Genomic DNA, 16556 nt, shown 5'->3' on the forward strand with positions numbered 1-16556 from the left:
TTGGGTCAATGAGGTGACAGAGTGAACGAGAACCTGCTCCAGTACTGGGAAAAGGTGAAGCAATACTGGAATCGTTATAATCGAACGACGAAAATTATTTTTATAGCTACTGTGTTCTTGTTGATTCTAACAGCTGCAATTATTAGTGTTAATCTATCAAAGACAGATTATTCATTGGCCTATACAGAACTGCAGCCAAGTGATGCAGCTAATATTAAATCATATCTGGATACAGCGAAAATACCCTATCATTTGAGTGCAGATGGTAAAAGTATAGAGGTGCCTACAAGTGAAGTCGCTAATGTAAAGCTTGCAGTAGAGTCACAAGGATTGAATAAGAACGGCTCCTTGGGGTTTGAGGTGTTTAGCGGAAGCAGTTCATTCGGCATCACGGATAATGAATTTAAAGTGAAATATTTAAGTGCCATTCAAGGTGAACTTCAACAGCTTATTAATGCGAACCAAGCCATTTCGAGCTCTAAGGTTAACATATCTCTTCCAGAAGAAGGTCCATTTCTACAGCAACAGGCGGAGAAGGCAACTGCTTCTGTTGTCTTGCAAATAAAGCAGGGTTATTCGTTAGATCAACCCAAAGTGGATACGATTTATAATCTAGTCTCACATAGTATAAAGAATCTCCCAATTGAGAATATCTCCATTTCGGATCAAAATTTACTCTCATATAAGTTTAGTGGAGAAGCTAATAATACGCCGAGAGATACTGATATTAATACGCAGTTCCGAAATGATTTACAGAAGAATATCAACTCCATGCTTGGAACGATGTTTGGACGAGATAAAGTTAGTGTCAGTGTATTTACAACGATGAATTTTGATCAGAAGAAAACCAAGGAACAACTTGTACGAGCGCCTAATCAAGTGGATCAAAAAGGAATTGAAATTTCTCTTCAAGAAGCGAATGAGTCCTATCAAAATAAAGGCACAGAGACAGGCGGGGTTCCTGGTACTGGTGAAACGGATGTTCCGGGTTATCCAGGATCATCAACCAATGGAAACTCCAACTCAGAGAAGAATAGTAAAACAGTCAATTACGAAGTGGACCGAATTACAAATGACATTATTTCAACACCTTATGTAGTGAAGGATGTAAGTATTAATGTCGGCATCGAGCCTCCAGTAAGAGATGATCCGAACTCTTTAACTGCTGAAACGAAAACAGCCATTCAGAATGCGCTAGTGAATATCGTGAGAACTGCACTAGCTGATAATAAAACTACTTATACAGACGATGAATTACAGAAAAAAGTTACTGTTTTTGCACATTCTTTTGCAAGAACTTCCGATGCGAATGCTACTAAGACATCTACTTACTTGACTTATGGAGCATTAGCGCTTGCTGCACTAGCAATTGGAGCATTTATTGGATTTGCAATTAGAAAACGCAAAAAAGCAGCACAACAACTTCTGGTTCAACAAGAAATGGATGTTGCTTCTCAAAAGGCAGAACTTCCAACGATTGATATTGAAAATGTAACGAATGACAATCAAGTGCGCAAGCAGCTCGAAACGCTTGCAAGAAAGCGGCCGGAAGAATTTGTTAACTTGCTGCGTACTTGGTTAGTAGACGAATAGAGGTGCACTTGTATGGCAAGAGCCGCTTTACAAGGGTTGACCGGACGACAAAAGGCAGCTATTCTTTTGATCAGTTTAGGCCCTGAGGTTTCTGCTCAAATATTCAAACATTTACGTGAAGAAGAGATTGAACAATTAACTCTCGAGATAGCGAATGTGCGTAAAGTAGACACTTTGGAAAAGGATTCAATTCTAGCTGAGTTTCACCAAATTTGTTTGGCACAAGAATTTATTTCTCAAGGTGGTATTGCCTATGCCAAAGATATTTTGGAGAAGGCACTAGGTTCTCAAAAAGCGCTGGATATCATCAATCGCTTGACAGCTACACTTCAAGTAAGACCATTTGACTTTGCACGGAAAGCAGACCCAGCTCAAATTCTCAACTTCATTCAAAATGAGAATTCGCAGACGATTGCACTCGTTTTGTCCTATCTGCAAGCTGAACAGGCATCTATCATTTTGTCGTCACTCCCACAGGAGAAACAGGCCGATGTTGCTAAACGGATTGCACTAATGGACAGTACATCTCCAGAAGTTATTTCGCAGGTTGAACGCGTGTTGGAACAGAAGCTTTCCTCGACTGTTACACAGGATTACACAAATGCTGGTGGCATCGCATCTATCGTTCAAATCTTGAATGGTGTTGATCGTGGAACGGAACGTACGATTCTCGATTCATTAGAAATCCAAGATCCAGAACTTGCCGAAGAAATTAAGAAACGGATGTTCGTGTTCGAGGATATTGTTAATATTGATAATCGTTCCATTCAACGGATTATCCGCGACATTGAAAATGCTGATTTGCAGCTTGCTCTTAAAGTTGCGAGTGAAGAGGTTCGCGATGTGTTATTCAAAAACATGTCCAAGCGTATGGCGGAGACTTTCAAAGAAGAAATGGAATTTATGGGACCTGTTCGATTACGTGATGTGGAAGAAGCACAAACCCGTATCGTGGCTACGATACGTCGTTTAGAAGAATCGGGTGAAATCATCATCGCACGTGGTGGAGGAGATGATATTATTGTCTAATGTCATTAAATCATTCGCATATTATCCGATAGAAGATAAAAAGATTGTTGAAACGCTTTCAGCTCTTACAGTCGTTAATACTGACTCACCACCTGTCGATGATGGTATGTCTGAGGAAATGCTACTTGAAATCAATGATGCAACCTTACTAAAGAATCAAATTTTGGAGGATGCAGAAGCATTTGCCAGTGAACAGATTGAAGAGGCAAAGCGAGAGTGTGCCTTAATCCGCCAAGAAACAGAAAGAGACATTGCAAGCTGGTGGGAAAGTAAGCGCACTGAAGATGTTGAGTTAGTGAATGCCTCGAAACAAGCAGGCTATGATGATGGCTACCGTCAAGGCGTTGTCCAAGCGGAGAGTGCTCTTCGAAAAGAATATGATGATATGCTTGCTGAAGCTAGTTCCATTCTTGAACAATCTTACAAGCTGAAACAACAAATCATCCAAGAGTCGGAACCTTTTCTAATTGAATTAAGCACATCCATAGCTGAAAAAATTATTGCGCGTCAACTTTCTCTCGAGCCTGGTTGGGTGATAGAGTTCATTCAAAAAATACTGGCACGCAGACGTGAAAAAGGGATTATTACTTTATGTGTGGCACCTTCTCAATTTGCGTATATCCAGGACGCAAGAGAAGAATTGATCACTTCGATTGATTCGCAGGCTGAGCTCGAAATTATTCCGGATTCTTCGGTGCAAGATCAAGGATGTGTTATCCGGTCTTCGTACGGAAGCATTGATGCTAGACTAGATACTCAGCTGAAAGAGATTAAGTCAGCGCTCCAGCAACTAGCCTTGCAAAGTGAGGAATCATAATGACACGGACATCGATCCCGAAAGTGGATAAATACAAAGAAATTTTACAAACGATTGATCCAATTAGGGTAAACGGTAAAGTAACGCAAGTTATTGGCCTTACGGTTGAATCTGAAGGTCCTGATGTCAGTATAGGTGATCTCTGTTATATCTATCCGCATAAATCAAATAAACCATTAAAAGCGGAAGTGGTCGGTTTCCGAAGCAACAAAGTTATTCTAATGCCGCTTGGCGATCTCGATGCCATTGGACCTGGTTGCGATGTTGTTGGCACGGGGAAACCATTAACAGTCCAGGTTGGACATGAGTTATTGGGTAAAGTTTTAGATGGGTTAGGTCAACCTTTAGATGGCTCCTATCTGCCTTCTAGGATGGCGCAATATTCGACGAACAATGCACCGAGTAATCCGTTAACACGCCCACGTGTACTTAATCCAATTTCTGTTGGTGTTCGTTGTATCGATGGATTATTGACAATCGGTAAAGGGCAGCGTGTTGGTATTTTTGCAGGGTCTGGCGTTGGGAAAAGTACTTTAATGGGGATGATAGCCCGAAATACTTCAGCCGATGTCAATGTTATTGCTCTCATTGGAGAGCGTGGCAGAGAAGTGTTGGATTTCATTGAGCGTGATCTAGGTCCAGAGGGATTGGCGAGATCAGTTGTCATTGTGGCAACATCCGACCAACCTGCATTAATTCGAATTAAAGGCGCTATGATTGCGACAAGTATTGCTGAGTATTTTAGAGATCGCGGCTTAAATGTCATGATGATGATGGATTCCGTAACACGATTTGCAATGGCGCAACGTGAAGTGGGACTTGCCGTTGGTGAACCTCCAGCCACACGTGGATACACGCCATCAGTGTTCGCTATGCTGCCTAGGCTGTTAGAACGCTCAGGTACAGGTGCGAAGGGTTCCATTACTGCATTTTACACGGTGCTTGTCGACGGTGATGATATGAACGAGCCCATTGCAGATGCGGTCCGAGGAATATTAGATGGTCATATCGTCCTGAATCGAAGCATTGCGAACAAAGGCCATTATCCTGCGATCGATGTATTATCAAGTGTAAGTCGAGTTATGAAAGAAATTGTACCATCAGAACATATGGAAGCTGCCGATCAACTTAAGCGTCTTCTCTCTATATATAAAGATTCGGAAGATCTTATTAATATTGGGGCGTATCAGAAAGGTTCTAATCCAAATATTGATATTGCTATGGAAAATATCGAAGCCATTTGGAATTTCACGAAACAACGAACAAGTGAAAAGCTAACATACGAAGAAGCTCAAGAACGATTAATCCAAGAATTTTATAAGGGATGAGGGTCCTAGATGAGTTTTCGCTACTCTTTCCAGCAAATTGTCGATTTGAAGAATAATGAACGAACTCAAGCAGAATGGATTTTATCTGAGGCAATGGGGCAGTTAAGGAATGAAGAAACGAGCTTAAATGGATTGTTCGAGCAGAAGGAAAGCTTACACAATGAAATGATTCAAGCAACGAGTCATTCTGTATCGATATCGAACATGCTTCTCATGCAGAGCTACATGAATCATGTGGATAGACAAATTGCTCGAAAGCATCAGGATGTTAAACAAGCTAAACATATCGTAACTGAGAAGCAAGAGCATTTGTCTGTGAAAATGATAGATGAAAAAGTATGGACCAAAGCAAGAGAAAAAGCACATAACCAATTCCAAGTCTTGATCGCAAAAAAAGAGCAGGATGCTCTTGATGAAATGGCTACGAATCGTTTCAGGCGTTTATCGTATTAAGCTAGAAAAGGAGGGACGAAGAGATGGCCGATACAAGCGTAGAGGGTGCATCTTATAGTGCACTGGAGCGATTTTTGATATGGTTTGTCATCCCCTTTGTGTTTACGGCGGTTCTACTCTTCGTGCTGCTTTCAATTTTTGATTATGATATCAAAAGTAGTATTCAAAAAGCATTGCACAATACACCTGTCGTGGGGCTAATAGTCCCAGCACCAAAAGAAACTGCACCAGTGACAGCTGAAGGTAAAGCAACATCATCTGAGCAAAGTGTAAAGCTTAAAGAAGATGAGATAGCGAAGCTGAATGCCCGAGTAACTGAATTGACAGCAGCATTGCAAAAAGCGGATTCGACGACGGAGAATAAAGACGTTTCTCTAAAGGCAGCAGTTGCGAAGGTTGCCGAACTTGAGGAGAAATTAAAAGATAAAACTCAATCGGAAGAAGAGTACACGAATCAAATCACACAGCTTGCAAATATGTACGCAAAAATGACTCCTAGTAAAGTAGCACCTATCATTGAGGCATTGACTCCAAGTGAGATGGTACTGGTGTTCTCAATGATGAAAGCAGATAATCGAGGAGCGATTCTTGAAAAAATGGATGCTTCTAAAGCAGCCGCTGCTTCCATCGGTTTAAAAGATATTGTGCCAGTTCGTGACAAAGAAATAGCTGCTCTACAAGAAAGATTAGCCACGAATAACACAAATGATGCCAAGGCAGCGACAAGTACGGTAAGTACGTCGGATCTTGGACAAACTTTTGCAAATATGACACCAAAAAGTGCATCAAACGTCCTGCTCGAGATGAACAAATCAAACCCAGCAAAAGTTTTATCCATTTTAAGTGGGATGGATAATTCATCACGTTCTAAAGTGATGTCCGCCCTCTCAGATGCGAACAAGGAAATTGCAGCTTCGATTGCTGCAAAGCTTGTTCCGTAACTTGCAGTTAGATTAGGAAGGGAGGTGAAAAAATGGACGTACAAATGACTTCAGTACCTGTCGCGCAACCAGGAGCAACAACTGCATCCACTGCAACAACAGCAAGTAAAGGGACTTCTAAAGGAAATGGAACGACAGACAGCTTTTCAGCACTTCTTTCTGACCAAACCGCACAGGAGAATGTAGCAACGGTTGAAGGACAACCTTTAGAGACTGACCTTTCAATGAGTATGATGTTGCAAATGCTTCAAACCTTGGTGATGCCGATCCAAACTGATGTGCCTCAAGAATCAAAATTGACTTCGTCGGATGGTACATTACCTGAACTTCTTATAGAAGCAATGAACACTAATCCAGAACTTGCTGACAAATTATTGCAAGAGCCTAAAGTGAAAAAGTGGTTTAATGATGCAGAAGATTTGTTAGCTGCACTCAGTAACACGCCAAACACACTCGCGGCAGGAAATCTTGCATTGTGGCAACAGCCAACAAATGAATCTCTGAGTCTGAAAGCACAGAACACGTTGTTAACACTGTCAACTTTATCCAAACAGCAGCCAGACAACCCGATTCTAAACTTCTTGAATTCAGAACTCGCGAGTACAATTCAACCAATACTCCCAGAAATTTTAGCAGGAGTAGGAAACGCTCAGAAGTTAACAGTCGGTAACGTTTCTAATAGTTCAATTGAGTCAAACGTGCCTGTCACTGGAGCTAAGGATCACACTTCACCGAATGGGAGAATTGCTTCCAACAAGTACATAAACAAACGTGAAAATGACTCATCGGTGCTAGATACTAGTCTTTCCGTAAATCTGCAATCGCTTCAGCCAAAACAAGAGAAATTTGCAATTAAGCATATTCCATTAGTTGTAAGTGAACAGTCAAATGAGATTTCGGAAAATGCAATTCGACCACTAGTTGATCTGCCAATTGAGACTACTGCGGGAACAAATTCGGTCGTAACGATCGCTGATTTACAGAAATCTCAGCAAGTGACGATTGCAGCAGATAAAACACCAGTACCTGTGTTAACAGCCGCTAATTTCACGGAAGAGATGACTACACATGTGTTGAAGAACATGAAAGTTACGATGTCAGAAGGATTTTCTGAGGCTAAACTATCTTTATTTCCTAAAAACTTAGGACATGTTGATGTGAAAATTTCTATGCATGATGGACAACTATTTGCTCAGTTTGCAGCTGATACCTTGGCAGGCAAACAAATGTTAGAAAGCCAGTTGCCTCAATTACGTCAAGCGTTACTTACACAAGGCTTACAGGTTGAGAAACTAGAAGTTACTCAAAGCCAAAATATGTCTTCAAACATGTTCCAAGAACAACGTCAACCACAAACCTTTAATCAATCACAACGACAACCCAAAAATCGCTCGGGTGAAATTGAAGTGGATGCTATTGAGTTTAAAGAAGATATGGAGCAAATCGCACAGCTTCGCAACAATGCAAACGGTAATTCCTTCGATGTCATTGCCTAAACTGAAGTAGAATGAATTGTTGGAGGTGAACGTATGGCTACAAACCCAATTGTTGGTAATGTATCTGATCTGATCAATACAGGGAATAACGCGAAAACCAAGGAAAAGGATAGCACGACCCTTGGCAAGGACGATTTCCTGAAAATCTTGATTACACAGCTTCAGAATCAAGATCCAACACAGCCTTTACAGGACAAAGAGTTTATCGCACAAATGGCTCAATTTACTTCTGTTGAGCAATTGACGAATATGGCAAGTGAAATGAAACTGATGAGGCAATCCTTAGGGTTCGTGTCAGGCTTGATTGGTAAGTCCATTTCGTGGACGGGAACAGATTCATCAGGTACTGCGACTGAGATGTCTGGCATAGTAGATTCGATAACTTTTAAAGATGGGAATCAATTTGCCACTGTCAATGGTGTGGAAGTTTCACTAGATAAGTTAAAGAAAATAGAAAATGCTGGAGATAGTCAATGACAGAGAGAATATCCATAGGCCAACTTTATCCTAGTGCGGTTTCTCCCAGTTCAACAAGAAGAACTCCATCGCAGCAGGTACCGATTACCGGAAATCCTACTTTTCAGAAAATTTTCCAAGATCAATTTGTAAGGTTTAGTCATCATGCTGAGGTCAGGTTAAAAGAACGTGGCATTCAACTTAAACCAGAGCAAATTGAGAAAATGAACAATGCCATTGATAAAGCTGCATCCAAGGGTGCCAAAGACGCACTACTGATCTTGGCAGGGAATGGGTATATCGTAAATGTACCCAATCGAACCGTAGTAACTGCGTTAGATGGCCAAGCAATGAATGATCATGTGTTTACTCAGATCGATAGCGCAATGATAATTTCATAGGTTTACAGGGCTCGACCGTTTAGGAAGCCTGGAGTTGTGGATCGAAAGAAGCAACTCGCATTTAAATTACTTACATCCGATTTAGGAGGCCTACTCATGTTAAGATCTTTGTACTCAGGCGTTTCAGGTATGCGTGGTTTTCAAACGAAGTTAGACGTTATTGGAAATAATATCGCTAACGTAAATACCATCGGATTTAAAGGTAGCCGTGTTATGTTTAAAGACATTCTTAGCCAGACAGTTTCAGGCGTAAGTGCGCCGGATGAGAACCGCGGTGGTGTGAATGCACAGCAAGTTGGTTTAGGTGTTAGTTTGGCAGCTATTGATACTGTGCATACAGCTGGTAGCGCTATGACGACAAATGTTGTAACAGATTTACGCGTGAATGGCGACGGCTTCTTCGCAGTTGGAAATGCCGATCAAGTTGATGTACCTTTTTTGACTAGAGCTGGGAACTTTACAGTGGATCCGAATAGGAACCTTGTAAATTCTGAGGGGCTTCATGTTATGGGCGCTGAAAATGCAGGTCCCATTGTCATTCCAGATGATATCGTATCATTCTCGATTGCTCAAAATGGTGACATTATTGGCGTAAATGCCGATGGTGAAACAATCAATACAGGGCAAAAAGTTGGCGTTGTGAAAGTAATCAATCCAGCTGGTCTTGAGAAAATCGGTGGTAACTTGTATCGAATGACTGCAAACGCAAATCCAGAGCCAGAAATTACAGTTGGTTCTGCTGGTGATCCTGAAGCGGGAACGGGTACACTCATCTCTGGGCAACTAGAAATGTCCAATGTAGACCTAACTGGTGAATTTACTGAAATGATCATTGCTCAGCGTGGTTTCCAAGCGAATTCCAGAATTATTACAACATCAGATGAAGTGCTTCAAGAAGTTGTTAATCTGAAGCATTAATCAGTAGTTGAATGATAGAAGGGGGAGCTCAGCTCCCCTTACCCTGATTCAGGAGGAGAACGATGATTTCTCTCACTCGTTTAAATGGCAGACCGCTTATCTTGAATGCAATACTAATTGAGCTTATCGAAGAAACTCCGGATACGATGATTACGTTGACGACAGGCAAGAAAATCACAGTTCTCGAAAAGGCAGAGGTTGTGGTAAGCTTAGTGCGGACCTACATGCAAGAAATTGGTTCCGTCCGAGCGACAATACAGTCCAGGGATACGGAGGGTTCATAAGTGTTTAAGAACAAAATATTTATACTCATTGTTTCCATCCTTATTGCTATCACACTAATTCTCACTGCAGCGTTCGTGTTGTGGAACTTTATGGAGAAGAATAATGAATCCACAGATCCTGCTGTGAAAGCACAGGATGCAGTTGCGAGTGTGAAACCGACGAAAGCGCCATCAGCGGAGACTGTTAAGGCGAATACTTCTATCATTAAGGATATTTTAACGAACTTATCAGGCAGTCAGAATTTTATTAAAATAAGTTTTGCGTTTGAAATGGAAAATTCAAAGGCTAAAACTGAGTTCGATAGTTTGCTCGATTCTGCCGTTAAGGGAACAATTGTCCAGATTCTTGGTGATATGACGAAGGAGCAAATTGAAGGAAGCAAAGGTTCAGATAGTTTAACTTCTACAATAATGAACAAACTAAACCCATTATTGCATGAAGGTAAAATCAAACAAATTTGGATAACTGATAAAGTGCTGCAGTAACTCATAAATGATTTTGCTTAAAGGAGGTGACTCGAATGGTTGATGTTTTATCGCAAAATGAGATCGATGCCTTGCTGGCTGCGTTGTCCTCTGGGGAAATGGATGCAGATGAACTTAAGAAGGAGGATACTCAGAAGAAGGTAAGGGCTTACGATTTTAAGAGAGCAGTACGTTTCTCTAAAGATCATATTCGTAGCTTAACTCGGATTCATGAAAATTTCGCGCGATTTTTAACAACATATTTTTCAGCGCAGCTGCGTACTTTCGTGCAAATTAGTGTAGTCCAGGTTGAACAATTGCCCTATGATGAATTTATTCGTTCGATCCCGAAAATGACCATTTTGAACATCTTTGAAGCAGAGCCTTTAGAGGGTCGAATGGTACTTGAGGTACATCCCAATGTTGCCTTTGCTATGTTGGATCGTTTACTAGGCGGAGCAGGTACGACGCCAACCAAAATTAACGCATTAACCGAGATTGAAACGATTGTTATGGAGCGTATTTTTAGTCGAGCATTTGACAGCTTGCAAGAAGCATGGAAGACCGTTATTGATATTCAACCTCGTTTAGAGGCGCTAGAAACGAATCCGCAGTTTATGCAAATTGTTTCTCCCAATGAAACGATTGCATTAATATCGCTGAGCACCAAAATCGGGGACACAACAGGTATGATCAACTTATGTATTCCTCATGTTGTTATTGAACCTATCATGCCTCGGCTTTCTGTACATCACTGGTTTGTTTCCCAGAAGAAGACGAGAGCACCTGAAGAAGTGGAAGCACTTCAATCACGCTTGGAGAAAACCAAGCTACCTCTCATTGCAGAATTGGGATCGTCTGAAATTTCTATCCGTGATTTTTTAGGTTTAACAATAGGCGATGTAATCCCTCTGCATAAATCCGTCGAAGATTCGCTTCAAGTCAAAGTGGGCGAGAAGCTGAAATATCTCGGAAGCCCTGGTACCGTAAAAGGGAAGATGGCTGTACAAATTACAGAAATCGTGAATGAAGGAGAAGAAGAATATGATGAATAACAGAGATTATTTGTCGCAGGAAGAGATCGACGCTTTATTGAGACAATCATCTGAAGAAAGTTCTGTCTCTTCATTTCATGGGCCTCCACAAGTAGAAGATTTTTTATCCCCGCTCGAGCAGGATGCACTTGGGGAAATAGGTAACATAACATTCGGCAGCGCGGCGACAGCGTTATCGACGCTATTGGGAAAGAAAGTTGATATTACGACACCTAAGGTGTCTGTAATTGGTAAAGAAGAATTGGAAGAACAGTTTCCAAGACCTCATGTTGCTGTACATGTGAATTATGTTGATGGTTTCGATGGTATTAACTTGCTTGTTATTCAAACCAAAGATGCTCAAGTTATCGCTGATCTTATGATGGGTGGAGACGGCACTGGCGGTGATGAAAATCTTAGCGAAATTCATATCAGCGCGGTGCAAGAAGCCATGAATCAGATGATGGGTTCATCAGCTACATCCATGTCTACTATCTTTAATCGATTTGTCAATATCTCCCCACCAGGAATCGACATATTAAATTTGTCGAAAGGAGAAGGAAAACTGCCTGACGAGGACGTATTTATAAAGATATCGTTCCGACTTGCCATTGGCGATCTTATTGATTCCAATATTATGCAGTTATTGCCTGTTCCTTTCGCCAAAGAAATGGTATCGATCTTAATGGGTGGTGGTGATACTGAATCAGCAATGGAAGCTGCACCGGCGGCGCAAGCACCACCAGTAGTAGCTCCACCTGTGCAAGAAGCTCCTAAATCACAACCAGCACCAGTGTATGAGCAACCTGTATACCAACAACCGATGTATGAGCAGCCGATGTATCAGCAGCCCCCAATGGGTCAGCCGATGTATCCACCACAACAACCGATGTATCCTCCACAGCAGCCGATGTATCAACAACAGCCTCCAGCTGCGTTTGGTGGTATGCCAAATCGTAATGTGAATGTTCAGCCTGTTCAGTTTGGTAATTTGCAATCAGGCTCGTACTCGCAAACTGATGATACAAACCTAAATTTACTTCTCGATATACCACTTAAGGTAACTGTTGAGTTGGGCAGAACGAATAAGGTGATTAAAGACATCTTAGAACTGTCTCAGGGGTCTATCATTGAATTGGACAAGCTTGCTGGTGAACCGGTAGACATTTTGGTGAATAATAAGTTGATTGCCAAAGGTGAAGTTGTAGTTATCGATGAGAATTTTGGGGTTCGTGTCACTGACATTGTTAATCAATGGGAACGAATTCAAAAATTACAATAATTTAATTTTAGGGGGATATTTTCAATGGCTAACCGTATTCTAATTGTGGATGATGCAGCTTTTATGAGAATGATGATTCGTGATATTTTATCTAAAAATGGGTATGAAGTATGTGGCGAAGCGAATGATGGAGCACAAGCCATCGAAAAATATAAAGAGTTGAAACCAGATCTAATTACGATGGATATCACGATGCCTGAAATGGATGGTATTCAAGCTTTAAAAGAAATCAAGAAAATTGAACCAAACGCGAAAGTGATTATGTGTTCTGCGATGGGTCAACAAGCCATGGTTATTGATGCCATTCAAGCAGGGGCGAAAGACTTCATTGTTAAACCATTCCAAGCTGACCGCGTAATCGAAGCTATCAAAAAGACTCTAGGTTAAACCGTCTGGATTCGGTTGAGTCTTACATAAACCGAAAGGGTTGTTCTTATGAAAAGACTTCAATCGAATAAAACATACTTAACTATTCTCAGTTTTATGGCCATGTTCTGCACAAATAAAGTCGTATTTGCCGAAACTGAACCGAATAAAGAGATTCCAATCTCTGACTATCCTGGTTCAATGGGCTCAGCGGACTCATTATTGATGGTTGTTAAGGTGATTTTAGTTCTTGCATTTATTATTATTCTCTTCTATGTATTGATGAGGTATGTGGCTAAGAAAAATAAAGGTACAATGTTTGGGAACTCGATTCGCTCTTTAGGTGGAGTTCCCCTTGGTCAAAACAAATCTATACAAATTGTAGAGGTTGGACATTCGCTCTTCGTTGTTGGCGTTGGTGAGAACATTCAGCTATTGGATAAAATCATTGACGCTGATGAAGTGGCTTATATCACAGAGCTCTTACAATCATCGCAGGATGATCGAATGGGCTTTGGCACAATTAGCAAGTGGATCAACAAGATCCCCCGCAAAAAGAACGATATCGAAGAGGAAGTAGAGATTACTTCTTCGTTTCAACAAGTATTTCATGATAAATTAAAACGTGTAACTGATCGAAATAAGCATGTAGAAGAATGGTTGTCTGATCAAAAACAAACAGATCGGTTGAATGAAGAATGAAAAGAAATAAAATAATTGGCTTATTACTGCTCACTGTGATATCCATGTTCCTACTGTCATTAACTGCTTCTGCAGCCGAAACTGATCTTACGAATCCGATTCCAGGATTAAATGTCAATATCGGGACAAGCACGGCTACTGGGGGATCATCGAATACCGTAACGCTCCTTTTGTTGCTAACGGTATTAAGTCTAGCCCCTTCTTTCCTTATTTTAATGACGAGTTTTACACGAATTGTTATTGTTTTGGGTTTTGTTCGAACGTCATTAGGAACTCAACAAATGCCACCTAATCAGGTTTTAATCGGACTCGCTCTGTTTTTAACCTTTTTTATTATGTCTCCAACATTAGGGGAAGTTAATCAAACAGCACTTCAGCCGTACTTAAAAGGTGAAATCAATCAAACGCAGGCTTTTCAAACGGCATCACTGCCGATGAAGAAATTTATGTTTAAACATACGCGTCAGAAGGATTTGAAGCTGTTTCTTGACTACTCCAAAGCTAAAGCACCTACAGGTGTTGAAGACATACCTCTTACATCACTAGTACCTGCCTATGCCATTAGTGAATTAAAATCAGCTTTCCAAATGGGATTCATGATATTTATTCCATTCTTGGTCATAGATATGGTTGTATCTAGCACGTTAATGGCAATGGGGATGATGATGCTCCCGCCCGTGATGATTTCACTTCCATTCAAAATCCTTCTTTTTATTCTTGTAGATGGTTGGTATCTTGTGGTGAGATCGTTACTCTTAAGCTACGGTTAATAACCAAGATATCGGAGGGAATCTAGATGGGTTCGGAGTTTGTAATACGAATTGCTGGCGAGGCTGTATACACCGTGCTTAAAGCTAGTGCGCCAATGCTGCTTATAGGATTAATCGTTGGCTTGGCCATCAGTATTTTTCAAGCAACGACACAGATTCAAGAACAGACGCTTGCCTTTGTTCCGAAAATCGTTGCTGTACTGCTTTCAATCCTTATCTTCGGATCATGGATTATGAATACATTAGTTGATTTTACCTTTAATCTACTCAACAATCTTTACAAATTCGTTGGTTAGGTTGTGAGTGAAATGCCAACAATTATTCAAACAATCCCTATTTTTCTGCTTATTTTTTGTCGAATTACATCATTTTTTGTCGTGGTTCCTATTCTCTCTTCGAGAAATATTCCAATGATATTCAAGGTGGGGCTATCCATTTTTATATCATTGATTATTTTCGCTACATTGGGGATGGAGAAGTCCATGCCGATTGATGGTGTTTACCTGCTATTGATTATTCGTGAAATGCTAATTGGGATCATATTAGGTTTTCTCGCTTATCTATTTTTCACCGTTGTTCAAACAGCTGGTTCATTTATGGATATGCAAATTGGTTTTAGTATGGCAAGCGTTATTGATCCTTTATCGGGTGTGTCAACACCGATGCTTGGCAATTTAAAATATATGATTGCTGTACTGTTGTTTCTGTCTTTTGACGGTCATCATTTTTTGATTAGAGCGATCATTGACAGTTACAAATGGGTACCAATTGATAACGCATTATTTAGCCGCATTTACGACGGACAAATTTCGGATTTTTTATTTAAATCGCTTTCCAAAATGTTTTATCTATCCTTCCAACTCGCAGCTCCCATAGTTGCTGCATTATTTCTAACTGATTTAGGTTTAGGACTTCTGACTAGGGTTGCACCGCAATTCAATATTTTTGTAATAGGCGCACCACTTAAAATGATTCTTGGTTTTTTCCTGCTTGTGATTGTATTTCCAGAGTTAATTTCACAATTTCAACAATTGTTCGGAACTATGTTTGACTATATGGAGCAAATGCTTCATATTATGGGCGGTTCGCCGCAGACTACACCTAAGTAGGAGGAGAACCGTGTCCCAACAACTTCGTCTACAACTTGATTTACAATGGTTTGCTGGGGAAAAAACGGAGCCTGCTACTGCCAAAAAAAGACAGGATGCCAGAAAAAAGGGTCAAGTTGCTAAAAGTATGGACTTGCCCGCGGCTTCCATTTTACTTTTTTCATTCGTAGCTTTTCTAATGTTTGGTTCTTTCATGAAAGGTAGGATTATCCATATCTTTCGGGATGTCTATGAGAATCAATTAGGCATGGATTTAACCGTAGGGAATGTACAAGTGTTATTCATGGATTTAATCGTACAAGGCCTGACGATAGTCGCTCCAATCTTTTTATTAGTAGTTCTTATCGCATTTATTGCGAATTACGCACAAATTGGTTTTATGTTTATCGGAGATCCGTTAATGATGAAGTTTGACAAGATTAATCCAATCAGTGGTTTTAAGCGGATTTTTTCTATGCGAACAGTCATGGACTTTCTAAAGTCGACTATGAAAATGTTGATTATCGGGTATGCAGTCTATACCACTTTGATGGCACAAAAAGCAAGGCTGTTGGGGTTAGGTCACACGCCTTTGGAGAGTACATTTTCATTTATTGCTTCGGTTACGCTAAGCTTGGGAATCAAAATCGGTGCTATTCTAATTGTTTTAGCCATTTTTGATTTTATCTATCAAAAATATGAACATGAGAAAAGTCTCAAAATGTCCAAACAAGATATTAAGGACGAATATAAGAAAAGTGAAGGCGATCCTCACATCAAAGGCAAGATTCGTGCCAAACAGCGTCAAATGGCCATGCAACGCATGATGCAGGAAGTTCCTAAAGCAGATGTCATTATTACAAATCCAATTCATTTCGCTGTTGCATTGAAATATGATGCAAAAAACATGCAGGCTCCTACGGTTATTGCAAAAGGGGCAGATTACGTTGCATTAAAAATTAAGGAAGTCGCCAAACAGAATGGCGTTATGACAATGGAAAATAAGCCGCTTGCTCGAGCGATTTTTGCACAGGTGGAAATTGGTGATGCGATTCCAGCAGATTTATTCCAAGCTGTGGCAGAAGTACTAGCGTATGTATATAAGATGAAGGGTAAGACGAATTAACGTAGAG

Annotated in this window: 20 protein-coding genes; all 20 read left to right on the forward strand. The window is 40.6% G+C overall.

All coding sequences use genetic code 11. From position 1 onward, the window contains the following. Window positions 1–21: 21 nt before the first annotated feature. The 20 genes from fliF (at window position 22) to flhB (ending at window position 16549) form a co-directional block, all read left to right on the forward strand. Complete coding sequence (gene fliF, locus ACSQ8P_RS15960) at window positions 22–1593, forward strand: flagellar basal-body MS-ring/collar protein FliF (RefSeq protein ID WP_436236061.1); 1572 nt, start codon at window positions 22–24, stop codon at window positions 1591–1593. Between the two features lie 12 nt (window positions 1594–1605). Continuing rightward, window positions 1606–2622, forward strand: a complete 1017-nt coding sequence (fliG, locus tag ACSQ8P_RS15965; RefSeq protein WP_068662580.1) for a flagellar motor switch protein FliG — start codon at window positions 1606–1608, stop codon at window positions 2620–2622. Continuing rightward, window positions 2606–3439 carry a FliH/SctL family protein gene (locus ACSQ8P_RS15970; protein ID WP_436236062.1) on the forward strand — a complete coding sequence of 278 codons (834 nt, stop codon included), beginning with the start codon at window positions 2606–2608 and terminating at the stop codon, window positions 3437–3439. The genes fliG and ACSQ8P_RS15970 overlap by 17 nt, the downstream gene beginning before the upstream one ends. After that, window positions 3439–4767: a flagellar protein export ATPase FliI gene (gene fliI, locus ACSQ8P_RS15975; protein ID WP_436236063.1), complete on the forward strand. Its 1329-nt coding sequence runs from the start codon at window positions 3439–3441 to the stop codon at window positions 4765–4767. The genes ACSQ8P_RS15970 and fliI overlap by 1 nt, the downstream gene beginning before the upstream one ends. A gap of 9 nt (window positions 4768–4776) precedes the next feature. Further along, on the forward strand, window positions 4777–5220 hold the full coding sequence (gene fliJ, locus ACSQ8P_RS15980; RefSeq protein WP_436236064.1) for a flagellar export protein FliJ: 444 nt from the start codon (window positions 4777–4779) through the stop codon (window positions 5218–5220). A gap of 23 nt (window positions 5221–5243) precedes the next feature. Next, window positions 5244–6161, forward strand: a complete 918-nt coding sequence (locus ACSQ8P_RS15985; RefSeq protein ID WP_436236065.1) for a MotE family protein — start codon at window positions 5244–5246, stop codon at window positions 6159–6161. Between the two features lie 32 nt (window positions 6162–6193). After that, entirely contained in the window at window positions 6194–7657 is a 1464-nt protein-coding gene (locus ACSQ8P_RS15990; protein WP_436236066.1) for a flagellar hook-length control protein FliK, read from the forward strand. A 33-nt stretch (window positions 7658–7690) separates the two neighbouring features. After that, complete coding sequence (gene flgD, locus ACSQ8P_RS15995; RefSeq protein WP_436236067.1) at window positions 7691–8134, forward strand: flagellar hook assembly protein FlgD; 444 nt, start codon at window positions 7691–7693, stop codon at window positions 8132–8134. Beyond that, a complete protein-coding gene (locus ACSQ8P_RS16000) occupies window positions 8131–8514 on the forward strand; it encodes a TIGR02530 family flagellar biosynthesis protein (protein ID WP_436236068.1) in 384 nt (127 codons plus the stop codon). The genes flgD and ACSQ8P_RS16000 overlap by 4 nt, the downstream gene beginning before the upstream one ends. A gap of 96 nt (window positions 8515–8610) precedes the next feature. Next, window positions 8611–9432: a flagellar basal body rod protein FlgG gene (gene flgG, locus ACSQ8P_RS16005; RefSeq protein ID WP_436236069.1), complete on the forward strand. Its 822-nt coding sequence runs from the start codon at window positions 8611–8613 to the stop codon at window positions 9430–9432. A gap of 62 nt (window positions 9433–9494) precedes the next feature. Next, window positions 9495–9716, forward strand: a complete 222-nt coding sequence (locus tag ACSQ8P_RS16010) for a flagellar FlbD family protein (RefSeq protein WP_056624951.1) — start codon at window positions 9495–9497, stop codon at window positions 9714–9716. Beyond that, complete coding sequence (locus ACSQ8P_RS16015) at window positions 9717–10202, forward strand: flagellar basal body-associated FliL family protein (protein WP_436236070.1); 486 nt, start codon at window positions 9717–9719, stop codon at window positions 10200–10202. It begins immediately after the preceding gene. Between the two features lie 35 nt (window positions 10203–10237). Then, window positions 10238–11236 (forward strand): flagellar motor switch protein FliM, encoded by a 999-nt coding sequence (gene fliM / locus ACSQ8P_RS16020; RefSeq protein ID WP_057315694.1) that lies wholly within the window; start codon window positions 10238–10240, stop codon window positions 11234–11236. Beyond that, window positions 11229–12497, forward strand: a complete 1269-nt coding sequence (gene fliY, locus ACSQ8P_RS16025) for a flagellar motor switch phosphatase FliY (RefSeq protein WP_436239535.1) — start codon at window positions 11229–11231, stop codon at window positions 12495–12497. Before fliM ends, fliY begins: the two co-directional genes overlap by 8 nt. Before the next feature lie 24 nt (window positions 12498–12521). Continuing rightward, complete coding sequence (locus ACSQ8P_RS16030) at window positions 12522–12884, forward strand: response regulator (protein ID WP_028558282.1); 363 nt, start codon at window positions 12522–12524, stop codon at window positions 12882–12884. Between the two features lie 48 nt (window positions 12885–12932). Then, window positions 12933–13565 carry a flagellar biosynthetic protein FliO gene (locus ACSQ8P_RS16035; protein WP_436236071.1) on the forward strand — a complete coding sequence of 211 codons (633 nt, stop codon included), beginning with the start codon at window positions 12933–12935 and terminating at the stop codon, window positions 13563–13565. Then, window positions 13562–14335, forward strand: coding sequence for a flagellar type III secretion system pore protein FliP (fliP, locus tag ACSQ8P_RS16040; RefSeq protein ID WP_057315692.1), 774 nt, complete (start codon window positions 13562–13564; stop codon window positions 14333–14335). Before ACSQ8P_RS16035 ends, fliP begins: the two co-directional genes overlap by 4 nt. Window positions 14336–14361: 26 nt before the next feature. Beyond that, complete coding sequence (gene fliQ / locus ACSQ8P_RS16045; RefSeq protein ID WP_028558285.1) at window positions 14362–14631, forward strand: flagellar biosynthesis protein FliQ; 270 nt, start codon at window positions 14362–14364, stop codon at window positions 14629–14631. Window positions 14632–14643: 12 nt separating this feature from the next. Then, on the forward strand, window positions 14644–15444 hold the full coding sequence (gene fliR, locus ACSQ8P_RS16050; RefSeq protein ID WP_436236072.1) for a flagellar biosynthetic protein FliR: 801 nt from the start codon (window positions 14644–14646) through the stop codon (window positions 15442–15444). Window positions 15445–15454: 10 nt separating this feature from the next. Next, the gene (gene flhB / locus ACSQ8P_RS16055; RefSeq protein ID WP_436236073.1) at window positions 15455–16549 is read left to right on the forward strand and encodes a flagellar biosynthesis protein FlhB; all 1095 of its coding nucleotides are present in this window, start codon (window positions 15455–15457) and stop codon (window positions 16547–16549) included. Window positions 16550–16556 lie beyond the last annotated feature (7 nt).

Source organism: Paenibacillus sp. LjRoot153 (genome assembly GCF_964253085.1).
In the GTDB taxonomy this organism is placed as follows: domain Bacteria; phylum Bacillota; class Bacilli; order Paenibacillales; family NBRC-103111; genus Paenibacillus_E.

Bases quoted from the DNA above. Each gene is read 5' to 3' on its own strand.
- fliQ (WP_028558285.1), top strand. From the start codon at position 14,362: ATGGGTTCGGAGTTTGTAATACGAATTGCTGGCGAGGCTGTATACACC.
- ACSQ8P_RS16000 (WP_436236068.1), top strand. From the start codon at position 8,131: ATGACAGAGAGAATATCCATAGGCCAACTTTATCCTAGTGCGGTTTCT.
- flgG (WP_436236069.1), top strand. From the start codon at position 8,611: ATGTTAAGATCTTTGTACTCAGGCGTTTCAGGTATGCGTGGTTTTCAA.
- fliI (WP_436236063.1), top strand. From the start codon at position 3,439: ATGACACGGACATCGATCCCGAAAGTGGATAAATACAAAGAAATTTTA.
- ACSQ8P_RS15970 (WP_436236062.1), top strand. From the start codon at position 2,606: ATGATATTATTGTCTAATGTCATTAAATCATTCGCATATTATCCGATA.
- ACSQ8P_RS15990 (WP_436236066.1), top strand. From the start codon at position 6,194: ATGGACGTACAAATGACTTCAGTACCTGTCGCGCAACCAGGAGCAACA.
- fliM (WP_057315694.1), top strand. From the start codon at position 10,238: ATGGTTGATGTTTTATCGCAAAATGAGATCGATGCCTTGCTGGCTGCG.
- fliJ (WP_436236064.1), top strand. From the start codon at position 4,777: ATGAGTTTTCGCTACTCTTTCCAGCAAATTGTCGATTTGAAGAATAAT.
- ACSQ8P_RS15985 (WP_436236065.1), top strand. From the start codon at position 5,244: ATGGCCGATACAAGCGTAGAGGGTGCATCTTATAGTGCACTGGAGCGA.
- fliP (WP_057315692.1), top strand. From the start codon at position 13,562: ATGAAAAGAAATAAAATAATTGGCTTATTACTGCTCACTGTGATATCC.
- ACSQ8P_RS16030 (WP_028558282.1), top strand. From the start codon at position 12,522: ATGGCTAACCGTATTCTAATTGTGGATGATGCAGCTTTTATGAGAATG.
- flgD (WP_436236067.1), top strand. From the start codon at position 7,691: ATGGCTACAAACCCAATTGTTGGTAATGTATCTGATCTGATCAATACA.
- ACSQ8P_RS16035 (WP_436236071.1), top strand. From the start codon at position 12,933: ATGAAAAGACTTCAATCGAATAAAACATACTTAACTATTCTCAGTTTT.
- fliG (WP_068662580.1), top strand. From the start codon at position 1,606: ATGGCAAGAGCCGCTTTACAAGGGTTGACCGGACGACAAAAGGCAGCT.
- ACSQ8P_RS16010 (WP_056624951.1), top strand. From the start codon at position 9,495: ATGATTTCTCTCACTCGTTTAAATGGCAGACCGCTTATCTTGAATGCA.
- fliR (WP_436236072.1), top strand. From the start codon at position 14,644: ATGCCAACAATTATTCAAACAATCCCTATTTTTCTGCTTATTTTTTGT.
- fliY (WP_436239535.1), top strand. From the start codon at position 11,229: ATGAATAACAGAGATTATTTGTCGCAGGAAGAGATCGACGCTTTATTG.